The sequence below is a fragment of the Kocuria sp. CPCC 204721 genome, from assembly GCF_040980945.1.
GTDB classification, from domain to species: domain Bacteria; phylum Actinomycetota; class Actinomycetes; order Actinomycetales; family Micrococcaceae; genus Kocuria; species Kocuria marina.
Genome location: NZ_JAVKPO010000003.1, coordinates 1 through 23,716 on the forward strand (window position 1 = coordinate 1; position 23,716 = coordinate 23,716).

The following is a 23,716-nucleotide window of genomic DNA, read 5'->3' on the forward strand; positions in this document are numbered from 1 at the left end:
CTACATCGCCAGATCGCTCCTGGAGACCGGCGGGTTCAGGCCGCGACTACACCCTGGATCCTGAAGAGCCGCAAAACGTCTTTGCTGCGGTATGGCCAACGAGCTGCACGCGAACGAGGACTGACCCCGGTCTGGATCACCGCTGGCGATGCCGACCTTCTGCCCGTCCTGTCCGCAGAACTCGAGAAGCTGACCCGCGCGTGGCACTCCGCGGCCGCGCAGGAGATCGCATCCCTGATCCGGAACCTGGAACTCTCCGTGAGTGTCGCAGGTCTGGGGGCCACAACCTCTCCCGGTCAGGGACGCTCCACGGCCGAGGCCCCGGGACAGGCCCTTGAAGCCCTGATCGCCGCCACTGCAGTTGAGCCCCCGATAGTGGTGTAGCGCGGTGGTCTTGCTCGTCGTTGCCGACGAGAGCGCGGCCACCGTGAGATCTTTCGAGTTCACCTCTCACAGCACCCTCGAAAGGACATCATCACGATGACCGCTCCTCACATTGTCGACCCTGCCGGCCTGCTCGGCGAAGCCCTGTCCGACGCGTCCCCGGATCTGATGCGCAGCTTGTTGCAGACGGTGATCAACGCTCTCTTGTCTGCTGATGCCGAGGCGGTGGTCGGCGCCGAATGGGGCAAGCCCACCCCGACCCGGTCTGCGCAGCGCAACGGCTACCGGCACCGTGAGCTCGACACCCGCATCGGCACGATCGACGTCGCCGTGCCGAAACTGCGCACCGGCACCTACTTCCCCGAGTGGTTGCTGGAGCGGCGCAAACGGGCTGAGTCCGCGCTGATCACCGTGGTCGCCGACTGTTACCTCGCCGGGGTCTCGACCCGTCGGATGGACAAGCTGGTGAAGACCCTGGGCATCAACTCCCTGTCGAAGTCCCAGGTCTCGCGCATGGCCGGTGACCTCGACGAGCACGTGGAGTCCTTCCGCCACCGGCCACTGGACGAGGCCGGCCCTTTTACGTTCGTCGCCGCCGACGCGCTGACCATGAAGGTCCGAGAGGGCGGGCGGGTGGTCAACGCGGTCGTGCTGCTGGCCACCGGGGTCAACGGCGACGGCCACCGGGAGGTCCTCGGGATGCGGGTGGCCACGGCCGAGACCGGGGCGGCGTGGAACGAGTTCTTCGCCGACCTGGTGGCCCGGGGCCTGGGCGGAGTCCGCCTGGTCACCAGTGACGCCCACGCCGGTCTCAAGGACGCGATCGCCGCGCACCTGCCCGGGGCGTCCTGGCAGCGGTGCCGCACCCACTACGCGGCCAATCTCATGTCGATCTGCCCGAAGAGCATGTGGCCGGCCGTGAAGGCGATGCTGCACTCGGTCTATGACCAGCCCGATGCCGCCGCGGTGAACGCCCAGTTCGACCGGCTGATCGACTACGTCGCCGAGAAGCTGCCCGAGGTGGCTGAGCACCTGGCCGACGCCCGGGAGGACCTGCTGGCCTTCACCGGCTTCCCGAAAGACGTGTGGATGCAGATCTGGTCCAACAACCCCGCCGAGAGGCTGAACAAGGAGATCCGCCGGCGCACCGACGCGGTCGGGATCTTCCCCAACCGAGCCGCCATCGTTCGCCTCGTGGGCGCGGTGCTGGCCGAGCAGACCGATGAGTGGGCCGAGGGCCGCCGCTACCTCGGACTCGAGGTCCTCACCCGTTGCCGGCTCACCCCCGTGGCCCGCACCGGAAGCGAGGTGATCCCCGACCCCCTGACCGCCCTCACTGCCTGACCCCTACGAAAGATCGCTACACCACTTCTCGGGGCTTGACCGCCACTGCGCACTCACTGCACCGGCACGGCGGGGGCCTGGCGATCTTCATCGATGAGCTCCAGGCAGCGGATCACACGGCACTGAAAGCGCTGGCCTATGCATGGCAGCATCTTCGTTCCCGGGATGAAAGCCCCCTGCCAGCCACCCTCGTAGCGGCCGGATTGGGTCACACGTCGGATGTGGTCACGGATGCCGCCACGTTCGGAGAACGCTTCGAGTTCGTCCGCTTGAAGGACCTGAGCCGGGAAGCCGCGTACAACGCGCTGTCCGAACCCGCCATCAAGTTCGGTGTCTCCTGGCAGTACCAAGCAGTGGAGGCCGTCCTGGAGAAAGCTCACGGCTACCCCCACTTCCTCCAGCTGTGGGCACACGCCGCATGGGAATCGGCGGGTTTTCCCGACCCTGGCGGGACGATCACGCTGGGTGCAGTGGAGGCGTCCGAGGATGAGGTGCTCGAACAGCTGGATGTGTTCTACCGCACCAGATGGGGTAAAGCTACGCCTGCGGAACGCGAACTGCTGCGCGCCATCGCACTGCAGTCCAGCCCCGCACCGCGCAGGGCCGACGTGGCAGCCGCCATGGGAAAGCCGACCACGGCCATCAGCATGGCCCGGCGTTCTCTCATGGACAAAGGGATTCTCGATTCGCCCGCCAGGGGTTTGCTGGCTTTCACAGCGCCCGGATTCAGCAGCTACATCTTGGAGCAGGACGGCACCGAGGACTGAAAACTCAACCTCGACGACGGGCTGCTCAAGCGCATCGGCTCACCGCATGATGGCGAGCGTGGTGCAGCCCAGGTCCGAGGTGGGGCGGAATCCCAGGGAGCGGTAGAGCTTCACCACATGGCGGTTCCAGAGGGGATCGTCGGTGGTGATGTAGACCTGGCGGATGTGGGACGTCTCGTCCAGCACCTCGGTGAGCAGCGCACGACCGATGCCCCGCCGCTGGTGGTCCGGGTCCACCAGCAGGTCCTGGATGTACGCCACCGTCACACCGTCGCCGACGACCCGGGCCATTCCCACGAGCTCCCCCGCATCCCACGCGGAGATGACCAGCCACGCGTTCTGGACCATGGGCCCGAAGTCCTCGGGGCGCCGCGTGTAGGAGCGCCACCCGACGGCGTCGTACAGGCGGATCAGCGCAGCGTGGTCGAGATCTCGGGAACGGGAGATGTCCATGGGCTCACCCTAGGCGGGCCTGGACACCTCCCTGCGGAGGGAGCGCCGGCTACGCCCGCAGGCCCGAGAAGACCATCGTCACCACGGTCGCCGTGAGCTGGTCCACTGTGCCCGAGCGGCCGGGCTGGTACCAGTCCACGATCGAGTTGACCATGCCCAGCATCAGACGCGGTGCGGACTTGCCGGAGACGTCCGTGCGCAGCTCCCCCAGCTCCTGCGCCTCGCGCACCAGGTCCTCGACCGTGCGGGTCAGGGTGCGACGACGCTGCAGCGCGGCCTCCTCGATCTCCGAGTTCCCACGCAGGCGCAGCAGCAGGGTCACGTAGGGCATCTGGTCCACGAGCACCCGCACCGAGCCGTCGAGGATCGCCTCGAGCTTGTTGACCGGCCCGTGGTCCGAGGCCAGGACGGACTCGAAGACCGCCTCCAGCGAGTCCAGCGCACGGTCCAGGGCCTGGCCGAGAATCGCCTCCTTGGACTCCACGTGGTGGTAGATCGCGGACTTGGAGATCCCCAGGTGCTTGGAGAGGGTCCCCATGGAGGTGGCGTCGTAGCCGTAGCGGTTGAAGACGTCCACGCACACGGACAGCAGGGTCTCTCGGTCGTACCCGGGACGGCCTCGCTTGGGGGCCGCCGCGGCGTCGTCGGAGGCGGGGGGAGTGCTCGCGGGGGGCATGGACGGGGACCTCGACCTTCTGTCGGGCTGTCGGGAACGGAGAACCTCAGGCTACCGGCTCGTCACCTGGGCTCCACCGCCGCAGCGGGCCCCGGCAACGCCGGAACTCACTTGTCACGGTGGTCGTAGACGCGGCGCAGCTTGCCCGAGGAACGTGCGAGGGTCCCGGGCTCGGCGATGTCGATCGTGGCGCTCGAACCGATCTTCGTCTTGATGTCGTGCAGCAGCTTCTTGCCACCCTCCTGGGCCTGCTCCAGGGTGGCTTCCTCGCGGCGCTCGATGTGGATGGTCATCTGGTCCATGCGGTGGGGCCGGGTGATCTCGAGCGTGAAGTGCGGGGAAAGCGCGGGGATCTTCAGCGCGAGTTCCTCGATCTGGGACGAAAAGAGGTTCACACCGCGCAGGATGATCATGTCGTCCGAGCGCCCCGTGATCCGGCCCATGCGCCGGTGACCCGGACGCGCGGTGCCCGGCAGCAGACGGGTGAGGTCGTGGGTGCGGTAGCGGATGATTGGCAGCGCCTGCTTGGTCAGGGCGGTAAACACGAGTTCGCCGGGGCGGCCGGTGGGCAGCACGGTGTCGTCGAACGGGTCGATGACCTCCGGGCGGAAGTGGTCCTCCCAGATGTGCGAACCGTCCTTCGTCTCGCAGGACTCGCCGGCCACGCCGGGACCCATGACCTCGGAGAGGCCGTAGATGTCGCACGCGGAGATGTTGAACGTCTTCTCGATCTCGTGGCGCATCTCCTCGGTCCACGGCTCCGCCCCGAGTACGGCGTGTCGCAGGGAGGTCTCGCGCGGGTCGAGACCGAGCTTGCGGAAGCCGTCCGCGATGGTGAGCAGGTACGTGGGGGTGGAGAGGATGGCCTGCGGCTCGAAGTCCCGGATGAGCTGCACCTGCTTTTCCGTCTGCCCTCCGGACATCGGGATCACGGCGCATCCCAGGCGCTCCGCACCGTAGTGGGCGCCCAGCCCGCCGGTGAACAGCCCGTAACCGTACGCGTTGTGCACCTTGTCCCCGGGCTTCATTCCCGAGAGCCGGAAGCAGCGTGCCACGAGGGCCCCCCACGTCTGCAGGTCCTCCTCCGTGTAGGCCACCACGGTGGGCTGCCCGGTGGTGCCCGACGACGCGTGGATGCGTCGGATCTCGGACATGGGCGTGGCGAAGGACGTGAACGGGTAGGCCTTGCGCAGGAATTCCTTGTCCGTGTAAGGGAACTTCGCGAGGTCCTCGAGCTCCCGGAAGTCATCCGGGTGCACCCCGTGCTCGTCGAAGAGCTCCTGGTAGGCGGGCACGTTCTCGTACGCGTAGTGCAGGGTCCAGTTCAGGCGCTCCGTCTGCAGCGCCTCGATCTGGTCCCGGCTCATCAGCTCCTCGGGATCCGGCTGGGAGGAGTCCCCGGAGGCCACGGGGTGGTACGGGCTGGGCACGGAGCACGACGTCATGGGTTCACGCTTTCTGGCGAAGGGGCACGGTGCGGCTGCGGCCGCGGAACTGGGCGACGACGTCCCCGTCCTGGGTGGAGACGGTGATGTCGCACAGGCCGCTGCGCCCGGTGGTGGCGATCTGGCGACCCTCCGCGACGAGGGTCTGGCCCGGGTGGGCCGAGCTGAGGAAGTTGATGTCCACGCCCTGGGCCACGATCATGGAGGTGCCGTCCGGTTCCGGGTCGTTGCACGTCATGGCGAAGCACGAGTCCGCGAGCGCGAAGATCATCCCGCCGTGCACGACGCCGAAGCCGTTGAGCATCTCCTCGCGCACGGGCATGGTGATGACGCTGTGCCCGGGGTCGGCTCGTTCCACCGTGATCCCGAGCCATTCGGATGCACGGTCCCCCGTCAGAACAGGATGATGTGGCACGGGCGCTCCTCAGATTATTCGAACGATCGGTCAGTATGTAATCGCAGAAATGTGACCCGTGTCAACAAAAATCCGTGCATGACGCGAGCCCCGTGAGGCCTCCCGCGAGCGCGGAACAGCCCCCCGAAATGTGTTGACGACCACACCGGGGGCCTATATTCTGAACGAGCGGTCAGTTATTATTGTCGGCAGCGTACAGAGTTCATCCTCCGCTCCCATCTCACCCGCGAATCGAGGACACACACCATGACTGAGCAGACCACCTCTGCGGACCAGGCGGAGCCCACCGCCGAGCAGCAGCACTTCGAGCACCTCCTCAGCGAGGACTCCCGCGTGGAACCCCGGGACTGGATGCCGGAGGCCTACCGGAAGAGCCTGACCCGCCAGGTCTCCCAGCACGCGCACTCCGAGATCATTGGCATGCAGCCGGAGGCCAACTGGATCACCCGCGCCCCGAGCCTCAAGCGCAAGGCCGTGCTGATGGCCAAGGTCCAGGACGAGGCCGGCCACGGGCTGTACCTCTACTCCGCGGCGGAGACCCTGGGCACCCCGCGCTCCGTGCTCAACGAGCAGCTGCTGAGCGGCAAGGCCAAGTACTCCTCGATCTTCAACTACCCGGCCCGCACCTGGGCGGACATGGGCGCGATCGGCTGGCTCGTGGACGGCGCCGCGATCTGCAATCAGGTGCCGCTGTGCCGCGCCTCCTACGGCCCGTACGGCCGCGCGATGGTGCGCATCTGCAAGGAGGAGTCCTTCCACCAGCGCCAGGGCTGGGAGATCCTCTACGAGCTCTCCCACGGCACCGAGGCGCAGAAGCGGATGGCCCAGGAGGCCGTGAACCGCTTCTATGGCCCCGCCCTGCAGATGTTCGGCCCCCCGGACGCCGACTCCCCCAACTCGCAGCAGTCCATGCAGTGGAACATCAAGCGCTTCTCCAACGACGAGCTGCGCCAGCGCTTCGTGGACATGATCGTTCCGCAGGCCGAGGCTCTCGGCCTGACCCTGCCGGACCCGGACCTGAAGTGGAACGAGGCCCGCGGCCACTACGACTACGGCCAGCTGGACTGGAACGAGTTCATGTCCGTGATCAAGGGCTCCGGCCCGTGCAACGTGCAGCGCATGAAGCGCCGCCGCGAGGCCCACACCAACGGTGCCTGGGTCCGCGAGGCGGCCGAGGCCTATGCCCAGCGGCAGGCGCGCGAGGCCACCGAGGTGGAGGCAGCGGCGTCGTCCCCCGAGGCCGCCGTGGCGATCGACGAGACCACTGTGATGGCGGGCCGCGGCTCCGCCGAGCTGATCGGAGCCTGAGCATGAGTGAGAACCAAACCGGCAACTGGCCCCTGTGGGAGGTCTTCGTGCGTTCTTCGCGCGGGCTGTCTCACGTGCACGCGGGCTCCCTGCACGCCCCGGACGCCACCATGGCCGTGCGCAACGCGCGTGACCTCTACACCCGGCGCAACGAGGGCACGAGCGTGTGGGTGGTCCCCGCGGACGCCATCACGGCCTCGGATCCGGACTCCAAGGGCGGCTACTTCGAGTCCGCGCAGGGCAAGAGCTACCGCCACGCCACGTACTACACCAAGAGCGAAGGGGTGAAGCACCTGTGAGCGCGTTCGCCTCCCACGACTCCGCCACCAAGCAGTCCGCGGGTGACGCGATCACCGCCGAGGAGATCGCGGAGACCGGCGGCAAGGCCTCGGAAGCCGTGGCCCAGTACGCTCTGCGTCTCGGCGACGACGCCCTGATGCTGTCCCAGCGCCTGGGCTGGTGGATCTCCCGGGCCCCCGAACTCGAGGAGGACATCGCCCTCGCCAACATCGCGCTGGACCTCATCGGCCACGCGCGCTTCCTGCTGACCTACGCGGGCTCCGCGTGGGGGAAGACCGAGGACGAGCTCGCGTACTTCCGCAACGAGGAGGAGTTCCGCTCCGTGCGCCTCGTGGAGCAGGAGAACGGGGACTTCGGTCAGACCATCGCGCGTCAGCTGCTGTTCTCCTTCTACCAGTACGAGCTCTACTCGGCGCTGCAGTCCTCCACGGACCAGACCCTGGCCGCGATCGCGGACAAGGCGCTGAAGGAGGTCGAGTACCACCAGGACCACGCCGCCCAGTGGATGCTGCGCCTGGGCCTCGGAACCGAGGAGTCCAAGCGGCGCATCCAGGAGGGCCTCTACTACATGTGGCCCTACCTGGACGAGCTGTTCGCGGACGAGCCCCTGCACGACGAGCTCGAGGGCATCGCCGTGCGGCCCTCCAGCCTGCGCGAGCGGACCATGGACCGCGTCACCGCCCTGCTGGCGGAGGCCGAGCTCGATGTCCCGAACGTGGCCCAGGCCCGACTCTCCGCCGCACCGCGTGACGGCTCCTACTCCGAGTACCGCGGGTACATCCTCGCTGAGATGCAGTGGCTCGCCCGCCAGCATCCCGGCGCCACGTGGTGAGCACCGTGTTCTCCCGCGTTCCGCCCCGCTCGCTGCCACCCACGGGCGGCGTGGCGCCCCGGGAGGTCCCCCTGGGGCCGTCCCGGCGCCCGGGCGATGCGCGCGACGCCGCCCTGTGGGACGTCGCCGCCACGGTGTGCGACCCCGAGATCCCCGTGCTCACGCTCGAGGACCTCGGGGTGCTGCGGGACGCCGTGGCGCGGGAGAACGAGAACGTCGTCGTCATCACCCCCACCTACTCGGGCTGCCCCGCCATGGACACCATGGCCGCGGATCTCGAAGCCGCGGTCACCGCCGCCGGCTACGAGGACGTGCGCGTGGTGCAGGTGCTGCGCCCGGCGTGGACCACCGACTGGATGTCCACCGCGGGCCAGGCCAAGCTGCGCGAGTACGGCATCGCCCCGCCCACCGGGCGCACCGCCGCCGGGCACAACTCCGGACCGGTGCGACTGAGCCTGGCCGTGAAGTGCCCGCACTGCAGTTCCCTGGACACCCGCGAAATGACCCGTTTCGGGTCCACGTCCTGCAAGGCCCTGTGGGTGTGCAACGACTGCAAAGAACCCTTCGACTACTTCAAGGTGCACTGATCATGAGCGAAACGCCGGACACCTCCGCCGTGGAGGAAGCCACCGAGGCCAGCGCGGGTGACGGCAAGCGCCGCGCCACGTTCAACACCCTCGCGGTCTCCGAGGTGCGCAAGCTGACCTCCGACGCCGTGGAGGTCACGTTCGAGGTCCCCGAGGACCTCGTGGCGGACTACGACTACCTCCCGGGCCAGTACGTGGCCATCCGGGCCCAGATCAACGGCCACGAGGTGCGCCGCTCCTACTCGATCTGCGCGGACCCCACCCCGGGTGAGATCCGTGTGGCCATCAAGAAGGACATGGGCGGCGTGTTCTCCACGTGGGCGAACGAGCAGCTCGCCGCCGGGGACACCCTCGACGTGATGAACCCGCAGGGCGCGTTCACCTCCAAGGTCAACATCACCTCCATGAACGACCCCGAGAAGCTCGCCGAGCGGGAGGTGGCCAAGAAGCGCAACGTGCACCTGGTGGCGTTCGCCGCCGGGTCCGGGATCACGCCCATCATGGCGATCGCCCGCGCGCTGCTGCGCGCCTCCGACACCGCCGCGATGGACGTCATCTACGCCAACCGCTCGTCCATGGACGTGATGTTCGCGGCGGAGCTGGGCGACCTCAAGGACAAGTACCCCGCCCGCCTGGCCGTGCACCACGTGCTCTCCCGCGAGCAGCGGATCTCCCCGCTGATGTCCGGGCGGATCGACCACGACAAGCTCAAGGAGCTGCTGGACCACGTGGTCCAGGTGGACTCCACGGACGAGTGGTTCCTGTGCGGGCCCTTCGAGCTCGTGCAGCTGTGCCGGGACGTCCTCAAGGAGCGCGGCGTGGACGAGTCCCGCGTGCGCTACGAGCTGTTCACCACCGGCAAGCCCACCACCCCGCAAGGCCAGCAGGGCCGCGTGGTCAAGGCGGACCCCAAGGGCGAGAACTACAAGATCGTCTTCACCCTGGACGGCACCTCCGCCCAGGTAAAGTCTCCCACGTCCGCCGCGGAGACCGTTCTCAACGCCGCCCTGCGCGTGCGCCCGGACGTCCCCTTCGCGTGCGCCGGCGGGGTGTGCGGCACGTGCCGCGCCAAGGTCACCTCCGGCGAGTTCGAGATGGAGGAGAACTTCGCGCTCGAGAAGGACGAGCTGGACGCCGGATACGTCCTCACCTGCCAGACGCGCCCCACGTCCGACCGGTTGAGTGTGGACTTCGACGCCTGAGTCCCATGCACTCCGTCGACGACGCCGCGCCGGGACCGCGCGGCGTCGTCGTCGTACCTGCCCGCTCGCCCCACGGGGCGCACAGGAACCCCGAACCGCAAGGAGAACCCCATGATCGACCTGACGATCGAGGACGCGATCGCCCGCGTGGTGCTCGACGCGCCCAAGAAGCTCAACTCGCTGGACGAGGCCGCGCTGGACGATCTCGCCGCCGCATACACCGAGGCCGAGCGGGCCGGCGTGCGAGCGCTCGCGCTGAGTGGCGAGGGGCGTGCGTTTTGCGCGGGCCGGGACATCTCCGCCGTAGACCCGGCGAGTGACGACACCGACGGCTACCTCACCGGCAAGGTGCAACCGCTGCTGCAGCAGATGTCCCGGTTCCCCGCGCCCACGTTCGCCGCGGTGCAGGGCGCGTGCTTGGGCGTGGGGTTGGGGCTCGCGATTGCCACGGACGTGGTGTACGTGGCGCAGGACGCGACCATCGGATCCCCGTTCGCCAACCTGGGGGCCACGCTGGACTCGGGCGGGCACGCCCTGTTCACCGAACGACTGGGCCCCCACCGCACCCTGGACCTGATCTACACCGCCGAGATGATGACCGGCGCTGAGGCCGTGGCGGCGGGACTGTTCTCCCGAGCCGTGCCGGCGGAGGAGCTCATGGAGTTCACCATGCAGCGGGTGTCGAAGGTGGCCCGCGGTGCCACGCAGTCCTACCTGGCGTCCAAGGAACTCGTGGCCCAGGTGCGGGACAACCGCGTGGGGTTGTGGGAGTCCATGGCCGCGGAGAACAAGGCCCAGGCGGCCCTGTGCGCCACGAACGACTACAAGGAGGGCTTCGCGGCCTTCCAGCAGAAGCGCAAGCCGGAGTTCACGGGACGGGGCTGAGCGCTTGGGCCGCAGCCGGGCCGCGGTGAGTAGGGACGCCGTCGGCCTTCGCTGCGCATACCTGGGCGGCTGCTCCGACGCAGTGAGTAGATCTGTGCCCCGGAAAGACCACGGGAAGCGCCTGTCCGTGTTTTTTCGGGACACAGATGTATCGCGTGATGGCTTCTCGCGTGGCCTACGCTGAGGCCCATGCCCACAGCGCGTGACAGCGAGTCCAAGCGGCGTTCCTCGGGACGCACCGATCAACCCCTCGAGGACGAACTGGTCGAGGAGTTCCAGAACACCGTCCAGGAAGGCACGGATCGGCTGCACCGCACGTGGCGGGCGTTGATCATCACCGGCCTCTTCGGCGGGATCGACGTGGGCCTGGGCATCATGGCCATGCTCGCGGTCATGGATGTCACCGACTCCAAACTGCTGGCGGGCATCGCGTTCGGCGTGGGGCTGCTCGCGTTGCGCCTGGCCCACTCCGAGCTGTTCACCGAGGACTTCCTGCTCCCCATCAACGCGGTGGTGGCCGGGCACGGTTCCTGGTGGTCCCTGGTGCGGCTGTGGGTCGTGACCCTGCTGGCCAACCTCGTGGGTGGTTGGGTGTTCATGTGGGTGGTCGTGGCGGCATTCCCCGACTTCACGGACTCCCTGGTGGAGGTGGCCTCGGGGTACGTGGCGGACGGGATCGGGCTGGAGACCGTGTGTCTTGCCCTGCTGGCCGGTTCCACCATCACCCTCATGACCCGCATGCAGCAGGGTACGAACAACGACATGATGACCGCGGTGATCTCCCTGATCGGCGGACTGCTGGTCGTGGGCCTGGGCATGCTCCACGGGGCGCTGAACTCCATCGTGATCTTCGGGGCCATGCACGCCGGTTGGGACTACTCCTACCTGGACTGGTTCGTGTGGTTCGCGTGGGTCATCCCGCTGAACATGATCGGCGGCCTGGTGATCATCTCCATCCCCCGCCTCATCCGCACGTGGGAACTGTTGATGGCCGAGCGCCGGGGGGAGAAGATCTCGGACGCGTCCTCCGAGGACGAAGAAGAGGACTGACCGTGATAAATGCCCCTCGCCGACACATGTTCGGTTTCCCGTGAAGGGTTTACCCGTTTGATCAACAATCTTCCGATCGCCCTCTCGATCGCGGCTGGAAGAGTTACCCCGTCACCGAGAACTGGGTAGCCCCCGCAGGAATGGACGCTCTCGCCTGTCTGATGGGAACCCTGCCTGTACGCCCAGCAAAATCGACCATTAATTCCTCTAATGCAGCCCTTCCGCTTCGGTGTTCCAACCATTGAGTATCCGGATCCCACCCCCCGACAGGAATAAACATTTCCCGTACCCCCATGGAGAATGGTTGCCGAGAAGGGTACAGGCTGGCCATATTCACCTGATTCACCCGACACGGGAGGTAGCTCGGATTGTTGATCCGCAGAACAGCTTTGCAGGCGGTGGGGCAGGTCAAACTGTCACCGGTCCGCTATCTCCCTTTAATTACCGGACTGGGGTCAGGTTTCCAACGGCTTCCCTGTACAAGCTCGTTGTCATGGCCGCCTTCTGTCAGGCTGCGGACGATGGCCTCATCGACCCGGCTGCACCGGTCGATCTGGTGCCTGAGACCCGCGTTCCCGGGCCCACGGGGTTGTCGATATGCCTGGACCCCGTATGCATGTCGTGGCGAGACCTGGTCGAATTGATGACGACCATCTCGGACAACACGGCTGGAAACGCGGTGCTATGCGCTGTGGGTTTCGACCGTGTGGCACACACTCTGAGACGTCTCGGGTTGCTGCAAACCGATATCCGGGCCTACCTACCCGCAACCGATCTGCACACGGCCGAGGTTGGCCGTGACGCCGATAATCTGGATCCTTACCTTCTGCCCGATCCCCGGGAATACGACCCCCTGTGGTATCGAGTACCACGACCTCCGATCTCGTAGATGTCCTTTCGTTCATCTGGGAGGACCACGCAGCCACTCCCTCCCAGTGCTCGTTCATGCGGCATGTACTGGGACAACAAGCATGGGGACACCGTTTCGCTGAAGTCTTCACGTACCCGAGTGTCCAGATCGCAGCCAAGACTGGGTCTTTGACGGCGTTCAGCCATGAGGCTGGGGTCATTTCCCACCCCGACGAACCGCCTATCGCCGTCGCGGTCCTGACACAATCGGCCCGCAGGGAGCGGACCATTCCTCTGTCCAACACGGTGGTGGGGCAAATCGCTCGCCACTGCGTTCGTAGCTACCGCCAGGTCCTGTAGATACTCACGGATGGCGCCCATTTAGGTCATCATGGCGATACGGCGTACCATGGGCTGCCAATTCGGCCGGTACATCTGAGTCCCCAAAAGGCCGGTGGTGGCGGGTTCGGATGGCATTTCCGGGCCTCAGATGTTCTGCGCATGACTGACCGTCCCGCCCCCGGGGTCACGACGCCGTACGGTTCCGCCCTGCGGGAACAGGCCGAGCCCCGGTGCGACCCGCCCCACCGCCGCTCAGTACCGTGGGGCTCATGACCACTTCCGTGTTTGACCTCGATGCCTTCGACCGCTCGGTCCGCCCGCAGGACGACCTCTTCCGCCACGTCAACGGTTCATGGCTGAAGGAGGCCCGGATCCCGGACGACAAGGCCAGCACCGGGGCGTTCATCGAACTGCGGGATCAGGCCGAGCAGGCGGTGCGCGAGATCATCACGGGCGCAAGCGCGGAGGGCGGCGCAGCGGCGTCGAACCCGGCGGAGCAGGGCGCCGAGACCAAGATCGCGCTGCTGTACGCGTCCTTCATGGACACGGACCGGATCGAGGAGCTGGCCACCGAGCCGCTGCGCGAGGACCTGGACGCCGTGGCCGTGATCGACTCCCCGCGTGCGCTGTCCAAGTGGTTCGGTACGGCCATGCGCCGGGGGATCGGGGCGGCGCTGGACATCGACCTGGACTCGGACCCCGGGGACCCGCAGCGCAACCTCGTGTTCGTGGGCCAGTCCGGGTTGGGGCTGCCGGACGAGGAGTACTACCGCGAGGAGCAGTACGCCGAGATCCGCGAGAAGTACGTGGCGCACGTGGCGAAGATGCTCGAACTGGCCGGATTCGAGGACGCCGCCGAACAGGCGCAGGCGGTCATGGAGCTGGAGACGCGCATCGCCGCGCAGCACTGGGACAAGGTCACGGTGCGGGACCTCACCAAGATGTACAACCCCATGGGGTTCGCGGAACTCACGGACCAGGTCTCCCGCCTGGACTGGGACGCCGTGCTCGAGGGCATGGGGCTCACCCCGGAGCACCTGAGCACCGTGATCAACGCCCAGCCCAGCTTCTTCACGGGCCTGGACGAACTACTCACCGACGACCTGCTGGACGCGTGGAAGTCCTGGGCCCGCTGGCACGTGGTCTCCGCCCGCGCCGCGTACCTGCCGCAGGCCTTCGTGGACCAGAACTTCTCGTTCTACGGGACCGTGCTCTCCGGGACGCCGCAGTTGCGCGAACGCTGGAAGCGCGGCGTCGGGCTGGTCAACGGCGCCCTGGGTGAGGCCGTGGGCGAACTGTACGTCGCCGAGAACTTCTCGCCATCCGCCAAGGCACGCATGGACGAGCTCGTGGCGAACCTCCTGGAGGCGTACCGCGACTCGATCGAGCGCCTGGACTGGATGACGGAAGACACCCGGGCCGAGGCGCTCAAGAAGCTCTCCGGATTCACCCCCAAGATCGGTTACCCGGAGAAGTGGAAGGACTACTCGGGCCTGCTGGTGCGCGGGGACGACCTGGTGGGCAACGTAGTGCGCACCGCCCAGTTCGCGGTGGACGAGCTCGCGCGCAAGGCCGGCAAGCCGGTGGAGAAGCACGAGTGGCTCATGACCCCGCAGACGGTCAACGCGTACTACCACCCGCTGCGCAACGAGATCGTGTTCCCCGCGGCCATCCTGCAGCCCCCCTTCTTCAACGAGGACGCGGACGACGCCGTGAATTACGGGGCCATCGGCTCGGTGATCGGTCACGAGATCGGTCACGGCTTCGACGACAAGGGTTCCACGTGCGACGGCGAGGGCAAGCTGCGCAACTGGTGGACGGACGAGGACCGCGCGGCGTTCGAGCAGCGCACGGCCCGTCTCGTGGGCCAGTACGCGGCGCTGTCCCCCGCGCAGTTCGCGGACGACGACGCCGCTCCGCACGTCAACGGCGAACTCACCCTGGGTGAGAACATCGGAGACCTGGGCGGCTTGTCCATTGCCTACAAGGCATGGAAGACCGCGCAGGAGAAGAAGGACCGTCCGGACAGCGAGAGCGTCGACGGGTACACCCCCGCGCAGCGGCTGTTCATCTCCTGGGCCTACGTGTGGCAGGAGAAGTCCCGGGACGAGGCGCTAAAAACACGCATCGCCACGGATCCGCATTCTCCCGCCGAGTTCCGTGCCGGCCAGACCCCGCGCAACGTGGACGCGTTCTACGAGGCGTTCGACGTCCAGGACTCGGACGGCATGTGGCTGCCGGAGGAGGAACGCGTGGCCATCTGGTAGCGCCCTCGAGCTACGTGGACAGGAGCCCCGCCGGTCGGACCGGCGGGGCTCCTGCGCGTCTCAGACGCTCGAGCGGGATTGCTGCATGAACTCGTTCATCGCGAATCCCCAGATCGCGAAGAAGAACACGAACCACAGCACCATCAGGATCAGCAGCACCACACCGACCCAGCCCAGGACTTTGCCCGCGGTCGCCCTGCCGCCGAGTTTCTCAGCCTTCGTGGCCTGCCACAGGGCGAACGGTGCGAGGATCGGCAGGACGGTGACTCCCAGGATGCCCAGCACGAGTGACGTCTCCGAGCTGGAGCTCGCCTGCTGTTGCCGCTGGGCGTCCTCCGGTCCGGCGGGGACGTAGTGCCACTGTCCTGCGGGCTGCGCGTAGGGGCGGTGGGTATCGGCCGACACGGACAGGGGCCGCGTGTCGCGGTGGTACTCGGTCCCCGAGTACCGGGTTCCTTCCTCGTGGGGCGAGGTGCCACTGCCCGGGTGGTTGCTCGTGCTCATGACCTGTTCTCCCTACGCCAGTGGTCTGCGAGTGCGACCATCTTCTCGTGCGCGGCACGAGCGGACAAGGGTGCGCCCCCCCCGCCCACGACGCCGCTTCCGGCCCCCGAGCGCATACCATCACCTCAGGATCCTGCTTCTGCACCGAGAGGCGCGTACGGAGAGCCCAGACGAAGGAGAACCGTGAGCCACCCCGAAGACCCGGCCGAGCGGCGTCGTGGATCGATCAGCCACCGTGTCCTGCGCGGCGGGACGGAACCGGACCCCCGCTTCACGCTGGCAAACGAACGCACGTTCCTCGCCTGGATCCGCACGTCCCTGGCCTTCTTGGCCGGGGGCATCGCCATCGAGGCGTTCACCGGGGACATCTTCGACATCGCGGTGCGCAAGTTCCTGGCCCTGGTCCTGCTGGTGCTGGGTATGTTCCTCAGTGCCGGAGCCGCACTGCGGTGGCTGCGCGTGGAACGTTCCATGCGGCACAAGGCTCCCCTGCCCCTGCCGCTGATCGTCCCGCTCGTGGCGGTAGGGGGCGCGATCGCCTCCGGGGTGCTCGTGGTCGTGGTGCTGACCCGATGAGTTCCATCACCCCGCCGGGCGTGCGCACGCACGAAGATCCGGGACTGCAACCCGAGCGCACCGTGCTGTCCTGGGGCCGGACCATGCTGGCACTGTGCACCGCCGCAGCGATCTACCTGAAGTGGCTCCCGGCCCACGGCGCGTTCGTGCTCTCGTTGTTCACCGTGGCGTTGTGCCTCTCCGGAGGGATCTATGCCACACAACGCATGCGTTATCGGCGAGAATCCGTGGGAATCGCCGGGGAGCGGATCACGCCGGACCTGGTGGCCGTGGTCGTGACCTCCGGGACGTGTCTGGTGCTGGGCGTCCTGGGAATCATCACGGTGATCATCTTCTGAGAATTTGTGGCCACTTCGGTGGACCCTTGCGTGGGGATCCCCACGTGTGCTGCGATGCCGCGCATAATGTCCCTCAGCCGCCGCGATCCGCTGCGGCGCCGGACCATCACAACTACGGGAGAACCCTGTGTCTTCATCTTCGTCCGGTGGGGGAAACATCTCGACGGCGGCCACGCCGCCCGATCCACACGCATCCCACCGCCCCGATCCACGGCCCACCGGCCAGGACGTCGCGCCCGACGGCTCGCTGCGCCGCACCCTCAAGTCGCGTCACCTGACCATGATCGCGATGGGCGGTGCGATCGGCACCGGTCTGTTCGTGGCCTCCGGCAACTCCATCAACACCGCGGGTCCCGGCGGGGCGCTCGTCGCCTACGCTGCGATCGGGTTCATGGTGTTCCTGCTCATGCAGTCCCTGGGCGAGATGGCCACGCACCTGCCCGTGGCGGGCTCGTTCGAGGAGTACTCCACCCGCTACATCAGCCGCTCCTTCGGCTTCGCGATCGGGTGGAACTACTGGTACAACTGGGCGATCACCGTGGCCGCGGAACTCGTGGCGGCCGCGCTGGTGATGCGCTACTGGTTCCCGGACGTCCCCGCGTGGATCTGGTCCGCACTGTTCCTGGTGATCCTCTTCTCCCTCAACGCCCTCAGTGCTCGCGCGTACGGCGAGAGTGAGTTCTGGTTCTCCCTGGTCAAGGTGATCACCGTGGTGATCTTCCTGGTCCTGGGTGTCCTGATGATCCTGGGCATCCTGGGCGGCCCGTCCCCCGGGTTCCACAACTGGACCGCCGGCGAGGCGCCCTTCGTCAACGGCTTCACCGGCATCATGGCCATCTTCATGGTCGCGGGGTTCTCCTTCCAGGGCACCGAGCTCGTGGGGGTCGCGGCCGGCGAGGCCGACAACCCCCGCGAGACCGTTCCCAAGGCCATCCGCACGGTCTTCCTGCGCATCCTGCTCTTCTACATCGGCGCGATCGCCGTGATCGGTTTCCTGATCCCCTACACCGATCCCCACCTGCTCGCGAGCGATGTGGAGGACGTCTCCATCTCCCCGTTCACCCTGGTGTTCGAGCACGCCGGTGTCTTGGCCGCGGCGAGCGTGATGAACGCCGTGATCCTCACCGCCATCCTCTCCGCGGGCAACTCGGGCCTGTATGCCTCCACCCGTATGCTCTACGCGCTCGCGAAGAGCGGGAAGGCTCCCCGGTTCCTGGCCCGGGTCAACCGCCGCGGTGTCCCGATGCTCGCACTGCTGGCCACCACGCTGATCGGCATGTTCTGCTTCCTGACCACCCTGATCGGTGAGGGTCAGGCGTACGTGTGGCTCATCAACGCCTCCGGCCTGGCCGGTTTCATCGTGTGGATGGGGATCGCGTGGAGCCACTACCGGTTCCGCAGGGCCTACGTCCTGCAGGGCGGGGATCCCAAGAACCTCACCTACCGTGCCCGGTTCTTCCCCATCGGCCCCGTGGTCGCGCTCATCATGTGTGCCGTGGTGATCCTGGGTCAGGGCTACAGCCTGATCACGTCCGGGGAGGTCAACGCCCTGGGCCTGCTGTCCTCGTACCTGGGCCTGCCCGTGTTCCTGGCCCTGTGGCTCGGGCACAAGGTCGTGACCAAGGACAAGCCCGTGGACCTGCTCACCGCAGACGTCTCGCAGCACTGATCCGACCGTGCCCCACGGATGACATGACGACGCCGCTCCAAGGCTTGGAGCGGCGTCGTCGTGTCCGCGGGTGGGAATCGGGGCGTCAGTCCGCGATCAGGTCCCGCATCACGATGGTGTCGTCCCGGTCCGGGCCCACACCGATCGCGGAGATCCGGCACCCGGACATCTTCTCCAATGCCTCGACGTATGCGCGGGCGTTGGCGGGGAGGTCCCCCAGGGTGCGGGCCCCGGTGATGTCCTCGGTCCAGCCCGGGAAGTTCTCGTACACGGGCTGGGCGTGGTGGAAGTCGGACTGGGTCATGGGCATCTCGTCGAAGCGTTGACCGTCCACCTCGTAGGCCACGCACACCGGGATCTCACGCAGCCCGGTGAGCACGTCCAGCTTGGTGATGAACAAGTCCGTGAAGCCGTTGATCCGCGCGGCCTGGCGGGCCATGACGGCGTCGTACCAGCCGGTGCGGCGCGGCCGGCCCGTGTTGACGCCGAACTCGCCGCCGGTCTTGCGCAGCTGCTCGCCCATCTCGTCGAAGAGCTCGGTGGGGAACGGACCGGCGCCCACGCGCGTGGTGTACGCCTTCTGGATGCCGATCACCCGGGTGATGCGCGTGGGGCCCACACCCGAGCCCACGGACGCGCCGCCCGCGGTGGGGTTCGACGACGTCACGAACGGGTAGGTGCCGTGGTCCACGTCCAGGAACGTGGCCTGGCCGCCCTCCATGAGCACCACTTCGTCGCGGTCCAGGGCCTCGTTGAGCACTCGCGTGGAGTCCACGATCATGGGCGCGAGGCGCTCGGCGAAGCCCAGGAAGTACTCCGCGATCTCATCCACCTCGAACGCGCGGCGGTTGTAGAGCTTGACGAGCAGCTCGTTCTTCTGGCGTAGCGCGCCCTCGATCTTCTGCCGCAGGATGGACTCGTCCAGCACGTCCTGCACGCGGATGCCCAGGCGGCCCACCTTGTCCATGTACGTGGGACCAATCCCGCGGCCCGTGGTACCGATCGCGCGCTTGCCCAGGAACCGCTCGGTGACCTGGTCCAGCGTCTGGTGGTACGGGGCCACGAGGTGCGCGTTGGCGGAGATCCGCAGGTGGGACGTGTCCGCGCCGCGGGCCTCGAGGCCGTCGATCTCCTCGAACAGGGCCTGAGGGTTGATCACCACGCCGTTGCCGATCACAGAGGTGGCGTTGGGGCTGAGGATGCCCGCGGGAAGGAGCTTGAGCTCGAACTTCTCACCGCCCACCACCACGGTGTGCCCGGCGTTATTGCCGCCGTTGGGCTTGACCACGTAGTCCACCCGGCCACCCAGGAGATCCGTGGCCTTGCCCTTGCCCTCATCGCCCCACTGGGCTCCGACGATCACGATTGCTGGCATAGCTGGCTACTCCTGCCCGGGCTTGCACCCATTCGGCACGACAACGGTTGAGGAGTACGCGCGGGGCACGTACCAACCAATTCTAACGGTGACGCCCACCACCGCCGCTCTCGTCCGCCCACCCCGGTCACGGCGCGAATCCGGCGTCCGACACGCCACGGACATCGCGACTGGTGAGAGCACAGAATATTTTGATGAAACCTTTACTTTTCGGTAGGGCGCACGCAGGCTTGGGTCATTGCGATGCACCTCACGACATCCCCCGAATGTCAAAGGACGAGACATGAACTACGAGACAAGGGCTGGTCGTGGCAGAGCCGCCAAGGCCTGCCTCACGACCGCCCTGGGCCTGGCACTGGCCCTGGGCACGGCGCTGCCGGCGAGCGCCGTCGACATCACCCCGGCGCCCAAGACGGACGACCACAACACCCAGAACCCCGACCGGCTGATCGGCTCGGACCTCAAGGATGCCGAGGGCCAGGTGGCGGTCTTCGTGCAGCTGCAGGGACCGAGTGCTTTCGAGGCCACGCAACCCGAGGGCGTGCGCTCCGGGAGCCAGGACCCGGTCCAGGCCGCCGCGCGGGTGCGGGCCATCCGTCAGTCGGTGGAGAGCATGGGTTCCACCCTGGCCTCCGCCTCCGGGTCCGACCTGCTGTACACCACATCCAACGCCCTGCGCGGAGTCGCCCTCAAGGGAGATGCCGCGCAGTTGCGTGAGCTGAGCAAACGCTCCGACGTGGTCAAGATCTCCAAGATCGTCCCCGCCTACCGCAACAACGCGGGTTCCGTGCTGGACACCAAAACCCTCAACGCCTGGACCCAGACCGGCCAGACCGGTAAGGGCGTCAGGGTCGCCATCATCGACTCGGGCATCGACTACACCCACGCGGACTTCGGTGGTCCGGGCACCGTCGACGCCTACAAGAAGGCCAAGGCCTCGAACGACCTGCCGGGCAAGGACTCGGGTCTGTACGACTCCAAGAAGTTCCTCGGCGGGTACGACCTCGCGGGCGACGCCTACGACGCCCAGATTCCCACCAGCGTCCCGAAGCCGGACAACAACCCGCTGGACTGCGAGGCTGGCGGCCACGGAACGCACGTGGCGGGCACCACCGCGGGCTACGGTGTGGGCGCGGACGGCAAGACCTACAAGGGCGATTTCACCAAGCTGACGCAGGAGCAGGTCGGCAAGATGCGGATCGGCCCGGGCACCGCACCCGAGGCGCAACTGATCGGGCTGCGCGTCTTCGGCTGTGAGGGTTCCACCAACCTGGTCCTCGACGCCCTGGACCGTTCCCTGGACCCCAACATGGACGGGGACTTCTCGGACAAGGTGGACATCATCAACATGTCCCTCGGGTCCGACTTCGGCCCGGCCGACGACCCCCAAAACGACTTGATCGACGCGCTGTCCCGCCAGGGCATCCTCTCGGTCATCGCCGCGGGCAACGCCGGGGACGCCCACGAGATCTCCGGCTCCCCGGGCAGCGCGCGTTCCGCATTGACTGTGGCCAACTCCCAGGGCAGCACCGCCGCGCAGGACAAGGCCGAGGGCCTCTCGCCTGACAGCGCCAAGGGTGAACTGACCGGCTCCTACAGCGGGAGCTTCAACTACAGCGATGCCAAGCCCGAACAGCTCCAGGGCGACGTCGTGGTCGGCCCGCAGGACAACCGTTTCGGCTGCGCTCCCTTCTCGCAGAACTTCGGCGGCAAGTGGGTCATGCTCGACTGGGAAGACAAGGCCGGCTTCCCGTGCGGCTCCAAGGTCCGCTTCGACAACGTCCAGGCCGCCGGCGGCAAGGGCGTGGTCCTGGAGTCCGACTACTCGGTGGATCCCACGAGCATCGCGGGCAACGCCGGCGTCCCGGGTCTGCTGATGAGCAAGGAATCCGTCGCCAAGATCAAGCCGGCCGCCCAGGCCGGCGGGGCCCGGGTCAAGCTAGCCCCGGAGTGGATCGGTGCCGCCAGGGCGCAGACCGGCCAGAAGGACCAGGTCAACGATTCGACCTCCCGCGGTCAGCACGGCAGCAACGGGGTCATCAAGCCCGACGTCGCCGCACCCGGCACCAACATCGGTTCCGCCGGTGTGGCCGCGGGCAACGGCGTGTCGGTCAAGACCGGCACCTCCATGGCCACCCCGCACGTGGCCGGGATCGCCGCCCTGGTGCAGCAGAAGCACCAGAACTACGACCCCCAGATGATCAAGGCCGCCATCATGAACTCGGCCGTGCACGACGTGCACGCCGCGAACGGGGCCACCTCCGCGGTGGACCGCGTGGGTTCGGGTCGTGTGGACGCACTGCGCGCCGTGAACCAGGATGTGCTGGTCTACGACAAGGCCAATCCGGCCCTGATCTCCTCGACCTTCGGGGTCACCGAGATCAAGAACGGCAAGGAGACCTTCTCCCGTGAGCTGGTCGTGGACAACACCAGCGGCGCGGCGCACACGTACCAGGTGCGCTTCGACGCTTCCACCGACGTCCCGGGCGTGAGCTTCTCCACGCCGGGCTCGGTCAGTGTGGCCAAGGGCGGCAAGGCCACCGTCAAGGTGACCGCCACCGTGGATCGCGCGCAGCTGGCCAAGACCCACGACCCCTCCGAGGCCGTGACCCAGCTGGGCTTCGCCCGTCAGTTCCTGGCCTCCGAATCCGGCCGCCTGGTCCTGACGGAGAACGGCCAGGACCTGCGCGTCCCCATGTCGATCGCCCCGAAGCCGGCGGCCGACATGCGGGTGGACAACGCCACGCTGGACCGGTGGGACAAGAACGGCACGAGCGCCGTCGCCCTCGCCGGCACCGGCCTGGACCAGGGCGGCTGGCAGTCGGCCCTGGGGGCTTTCGAGTTGGGCGCCAAGTCGGGCCGCCTGGATTCCACCAAGCTGGCCGGCGGCAACTCCCAGTTCGCCGATCTGCAGTACGTGGGCGCTTCCTCGAACCTCCCGCAACTGAAGGCCGAGAAGAAGGACGTGAGCAAGGACGGCATGATCAACTTCGGTGTCTCCAGCTGGGGCAACGCGAGCACGATCAAGCCGGACGTCTCCACGGAGATCGCGATAGACACCACCGGCAACGGTCGCCCCAACTACATCGCGGCCCTGGGCCGGACGGATGGTCTGGACTACCCGGTGGTGAACCTGTACGGCTACGTCAACGGTGAACTCACGGTGATCGACAGCCAGCCGCTGAACGGTTCCTGGGGTGACGTGGACACCAACACGTTCGACACCAACGCCATGGTGATGCCGGTCAGCGCCGCGAAACTGGGTATCGATCCCACCAAGACCGACACCAAGCTGACCTACCAGGTGACCACCTTTTCCGGGAGCATCGACGGCCCCGTGGACCGCACGGGCGTGATCGAGTACAGCCCGGTCACCCCGAAGATCTCCTTCCGCGGGGAACAGGTCAACACGTCACTGTTCACCGACCTGCCCGGTAAGAAGCTGACCGCGCACCGCGGTTCGGAGAGCGCCAAGGGCGAGGCCCTGTTCCTGCACCTGCACAACGCCGCCGGGGACCTCTCCGGTATCCGCGCGGGTCAGGACGGCGCCAAGGCCGAGGTCAAGACCTTCCAGTCCGCGGCGAAGGCCCCCGAGACCCAGAACCCGATGTTCAAGGACGTTCCCAAGAATCACGTGTTCTACTCGGAGATCTCCTGGCTGGCCAACAAGGGCATCACCCGCGGTTGGCCGGACGGGACCTTCCACCCCGCCCAGGCCGTGAACCGTGACCAGATGGCCGCGTTCCTCTACCGGATGGCCGGTTCGCCGCAGTACACGCCTCCCACCAAGTCCCCCTTCAAGGACGTGCCCACCAGCCACGTCTTCTACAAGGAGATCGCCTGGATGAGCGAGCAGGGCATCACCAAGGGGTGGCCGGACGGGACCTTCCGCCCGTACCAGCAGATCAACCGCGACCAGATGGCCGCGTTCTTTTACCGGATGGCGGGATCCCCGGCGTACACCGCTCCGAAGGCCTCCCCCTTCAAGGACGTGCCCACCAGCCACGTCTTCTACAAGGAGATCGCCTGGATGAACGGGCAGAACATCGCCCGTGGTTGGTCGGACGGGACCTTCCGCCCCTACGAGCCCGTGAGGCGCGATCAGATGGCGGCGTTCCTCTTCCGCTACGACCAGCAGAAGTAGTCGC

23 protein-coding genes are annotated in these 23,716 nt (G+C 67.2%); 17 read left to right on the forward strand and 6 right to left on the reverse strand.

The window, feature by feature from the left end:
• The 3 genes from RF637_RS04035 to RF637_RS04045 form a co-directional block, all read left to right on the forward strand.
• The coding region (locus tag RF637_RS04035) for a hypothetical protein (RefSeq protein ID WP_368844213.1) at positions 1–384 on the forward strand (384 nt) is incomplete at its 5' end.
• 96 nt (positions 385–480) lie between these two features.
• Positions 481–1,728: an IS256 family transposase gene (locus RF637_RS04040; protein WP_064846431.1), complete on the forward strand. Its 1,248-nt coding sequence runs from the start codon at positions 481–483 to the stop codon at positions 1,726–1,728.
• Positions 1,729–1,763: 35 nt separating this feature from the next.
• Entirely contained in the window at positions 1,764–2,495 is a 732-nt protein-coding gene (locus tag RF637_RS04045; RefSeq protein ID WP_368844214.1) for a hypothetical protein, read from the forward strand.
• A 39-nt stretch (positions 2,496–2,534) separates the two neighbouring features.
• On the opposite strand, the gene RF637_RS04050 is transcribed toward RF637_RS04045, so the two are convergent.
• The 4 genes from RF637_RS04050 to RF637_RS04065 form a co-directional block, all read right to left on the reverse strand.
• Positions 2,535–2,948 carry a GNAT family N-acetyltransferase gene (locus tag RF637_RS04050; protein ID WP_064846498.1) on the reverse strand — a complete coding sequence of 138 codons (414 nt, stop codon included), beginning with the start codon at positions 2,946–2,948 and terminating at the stop codon, positions 2,535–2,537.
• A 49-nt stretch (positions 2,949–2,997) separates the two neighbouring features.
• Complete coding sequence (locus RF637_RS04055; protein ID WP_064846497.1) at positions 2,998–3,624, reverse strand: TetR/AcrR family transcriptional regulator; 627 nt, start codon at positions 3,622–3,624, stop codon at positions 2,998–3,000.
• A gap of 107 nt (positions 3,625–3,731) precedes the next feature.
• Positions 3,732–5,069, reverse strand: a complete 1,338-nt coding sequence (locus RF637_RS04060; protein WP_368835923.1) for an AMP-binding protein — start codon at positions 5,067–5,069, stop codon at positions 3,732–3,734.
• A gap of 4 nt (positions 5,070–5,073) precedes the next feature.
• Positions 5,074–5,484, reverse strand: coding sequence for a PaaI family thioesterase (locus RF637_RS04065; RefSeq protein ID WP_368844215.1), 411 nt, complete (start codon positions 5,482–5,484; stop codon positions 5,074–5,076).
• Between the two features lie 246 nt (positions 5,485–5,730).
• Here RF637_RS04065 and paaA point away from each other — a divergent pair, with 246 nt between their 5' ends.
• The 10 genes from paaA to RF637_RS04115 all read left to right on the forward strand — a co-directional run bounded on the left by paaA (position 5,731) and on the right by RF637_RS04115 (position 15,106).
• Positions 5,731–6,792, forward strand: coding sequence for a 1,2-phenylacetyl-CoA epoxidase subunit PaaA (gene paaA / locus RF637_RS04070; RefSeq protein WP_368844216.1), 1,062 nt, complete (start codon positions 5,731–5,733; stop codon positions 6,790–6,792).
• A gap of 2 nt (positions 6,793–6,794) precedes the next feature.
• The gene (gene paaB, locus RF637_RS04075) at positions 6,795–7,091 is read left to right on the forward strand and encodes a 1,2-phenylacetyl-CoA epoxidase subunit PaaB (RefSeq protein WP_055082364.1); all 297 of its coding nucleotides are present in this window, start codon (positions 6,795–6,797) and stop codon (positions 7,089–7,091) included.
• Positions 7,088–7,924, forward strand: a complete 837-nt coding sequence (gene paaC / locus RF637_RS04080; RefSeq protein ID WP_131332189.1) for a 1,2-phenylacetyl-CoA epoxidase subunit PaaC — start codon at positions 7,088–7,090, stop codon at positions 7,922–7,924. The genes paaB and paaC overlap by 4 nt, the downstream gene beginning before the upstream one ends.
• A gap of 71 nt (positions 7,925–7,995) precedes the next feature.
• Positions 7,996–8,511 (forward strand): 1,2-phenylacetyl-CoA epoxidase subunit PaaD, encoded by a 516-nt coding sequence (gene paaD / locus RF637_RS04085; RefSeq protein WP_131333843.1) that lies wholly within the window; start codon positions 7,996–7,998, stop codon positions 8,509–8,511.
• A gap of 2 nt (positions 8,512–8,513) precedes the next feature.
• Entirely contained in the window at positions 8,514–9,713 is a 1,200-nt protein-coding gene (gene paaE, locus RF637_RS04090; protein WP_368844217.1) for a 1,2-phenylacetyl-CoA epoxidase subunit PaaE, read from the forward strand.
• A 111-nt stretch (positions 9,714–9,824) separates the two neighbouring features.
• Positions 9,825–10,598 (forward strand): enoyl-CoA hydratase/isomerase family protein, encoded by a 774-nt coding sequence (locus RF637_RS04095; protein WP_368844218.1) that lies wholly within the window; start codon positions 9,825–9,827, stop codon positions 10,596–10,598.
• Positions 10,599–10,787: 189 nt separating this feature from the next.
• The gene (locus RF637_RS04100) at positions 10,788–11,648 is read left to right on the forward strand and encodes a formate/nitrite transporter family protein (protein WP_368835920.1); all 861 of its coding nucleotides are present in this window, start codon (positions 10,788–10,790) and stop codon (positions 11,646–11,648) included.
• A gap of 229 nt (positions 11,649–11,877) precedes the next feature.
• The gene (locus RF637_RS04105; RefSeq protein ID WP_368844219.1) at positions 11,878–12,537 is read left to right on the forward strand and encodes a serine hydrolase; all 660 of its coding nucleotides are present in this window, start codon (positions 11,878–11,880) and stop codon (positions 12,535–12,537) included.
• The gene (locus tag RF637_RS04110; protein WP_368844220.1) at positions 12,504–12,857 is read left to right on the forward strand and encodes a serine hydrolase; all 354 of its coding nucleotides are present in this window, start codon (positions 12,504–12,506) and stop codon (positions 12,855–12,857) included. The genes RF637_RS04105 and RF637_RS04110 overlap by 34 nt, the downstream gene beginning before the upstream one ends.
• Before the next feature lie 251 nt (positions 12,858–13,108).
• Entirely contained in the window at positions 13,109–15,106 is a 1,998-nt protein-coding gene (locus tag RF637_RS04115) for a M13 family metallopeptidase (RefSeq protein WP_368835996.1), read from the forward strand.
• Between the two features lie 60 nt (positions 15,107–15,166).
• On the opposite strand, the gene RF637_RS04120 is transcribed toward RF637_RS04115, so the two are convergent.
• The gene (locus tag RF637_RS04120) at positions 15,167–15,610 is read right to left on the reverse strand and encodes a DUF4190 domain-containing protein (RefSeq protein ID WP_085106815.1); all 444 of its coding nucleotides are present in this window, start codon (positions 15,608–15,610) and stop codon (positions 15,167–15,169) included.
• 183 nt (positions 15,611–15,793) lie between these two features.
• Here RF637_RS04120 and RF637_RS04125 point away from each other — a divergent pair, with 183 nt between their 5' ends.
• The 3 genes from RF637_RS04125 to RF637_RS04135 all read left to right on the forward strand — a co-directional run bounded on the left by RF637_RS04125 (position 15,794) and on the right by RF637_RS04135 (position 18,193).
• The gene (locus tag RF637_RS04125) at positions 15,794–16,186 is read left to right on the forward strand and encodes a YidH family protein (RefSeq protein ID WP_064846485.1); all 393 of its coding nucleotides are present in this window, start codon (positions 15,794–15,796) and stop codon (positions 16,184–16,186) included.
• Positions 16,183–16,524 carry a DUF202 domain-containing protein gene (locus RF637_RS04130; RefSeq protein ID WP_368844221.1) on the forward strand — a complete coding sequence of 114 codons (342 nt, stop codon included), beginning with the start codon at positions 16,183–16,185 and terminating at the stop codon, positions 16,522–16,524. Before RF637_RS04125 ends, RF637_RS04130 begins: the two co-directional genes overlap by 4 nt.
• Before the next feature lie 280 nt (positions 16,525–16,804).
• On the forward strand, positions 16,805–18,193 hold the full coding sequence (locus RF637_RS04135; RefSeq protein WP_240919125.1) for an amino acid permease: 1,389 nt from the start codon (positions 16,805–16,807) through the stop codon (positions 18,191–18,193).
• An 85-nt stretch (positions 18,194–18,278) separates the two neighbouring features.
• Here RF637_RS04135 and RF637_RS04140 read toward each other — a convergent pair whose 3' ends face one another.
• A complete protein-coding gene (locus RF637_RS04140) occupies positions 18,279–19,568 on the reverse strand; it encodes an adenylosuccinate synthase (protein ID WP_064846482.1) in 1,290 nt (429 codons plus the stop codon).
• 283 nt (positions 19,569–19,851) lie between these two features.
• Between RF637_RS04140 and RF637_RS04145 the strand changes: the two genes are divergently transcribed.
• On the forward strand, positions 19,852–23,712 hold the full coding sequence (locus tag RF637_RS04145; RefSeq protein ID WP_368844222.1) for a S8 family serine peptidase: 3,861 nt from the start codon (positions 19,852–19,854) through the stop codon (positions 23,710–23,712).
• The last annotated feature ends 4 nt before the right edge of the window (positions 23,713–23,716 follow it).

Coding starts and splice junctions, on each gene's coding strand:
- RF637_RS04040 (WP_064846431.1), top strand. CDS start 481: ATGACCGCTCCTCACATTGTCGACCCTGCCGGCCTGCTCGGCGAAGCC.
- RF637_RS04095 (WP_368844218.1), top strand. CDS start 9,825: ATGATCGACCTGACGATCGAGGACGCGATCGCCCGCGTGGTGCTCGAC.
- RF637_RS04050 (WP_064846498.1), bottom strand. CDS start 2,948: ATGGACATCTCCCGTTCCCGAGATCTCGACCACGCTGCGCTGATCCGC.
- RF637_RS04115 (WP_368835996.1), top strand. CDS start 13,109: ATGACCACTTCCGTGTTTGACCTCGATGCCTTCGACCGCTCGGTCCGC.
- RF637_RS04120 (WP_085106815.1), bottom strand. CDS start 15,610: ATGAGCACGAGCAACCACCCGGGCAGTGGCACCTCGCCCCACGAGGAA.
- RF637_RS04135 (WP_240919125.1), top strand. CDS start 16,805: ATGATCGCGATGGGCGGTGCGATCGGCACCGGTCTGTTCGTGGCCTCC.
- paaE (WP_368844217.1), top strand. CDS start 8,514: ATGAGCGAAACGCCGGACACCTCCGCCGTGGAGGAAGCCACCGAGGCC.
- paaA (WP_368844216.1), top strand. CDS start 5,731: ATGACTGAGCAGACCACCTCTGCGGACCAGGCGGAGCCCACCGCCGAG.
- RF637_RS04100 (WP_368835920.1), top strand. CDS start 10,788: ATGCCCACAGCGCGTGACAGCGAGTCCAAGCGGCGTTCCTCGGGACGC.
- RF637_RS04055 (WP_064846497.1), bottom strand. CDS start 3,624: ATGCCCCCCGCGAGCACTCCCCCCGCCTCCGACGACGCCGCGGCGGCC.
- RF637_RS04060 (WP_368835923.1), bottom strand. CDS start 5,069: ATGACGTCGTGCTCCGTGCCCAGCCCGTACCACCCCGTGGCCTCCGGG.
- RF637_RS04130 (WP_368844221.1), top strand. CDS start 16,183: ATGAGTTCCATCACCCCGCCGGGCGTGCGCACGCACGAAGATCCGGGA.
- RF637_RS04145 (WP_368844222.1), top strand. CDS start 19,852: ATGAACTACGAGACAAGGGCTGGTCGTGGCAGAGCCGCCAAGGCCTGC.
- RF637_RS04140 (WP_064846482.1), bottom strand. CDS start 19,568: ATGCCAGCAATCGTGATCGTCGGAGCCCAGTGGGGCGATGAGGGCAAG.
- paaB (WP_055082364.1), top strand. CDS start 6,795: ATGAGTGAGAACCAAACCGGCAACTGGCCCCTGTGGGAGGTCTTCGTG.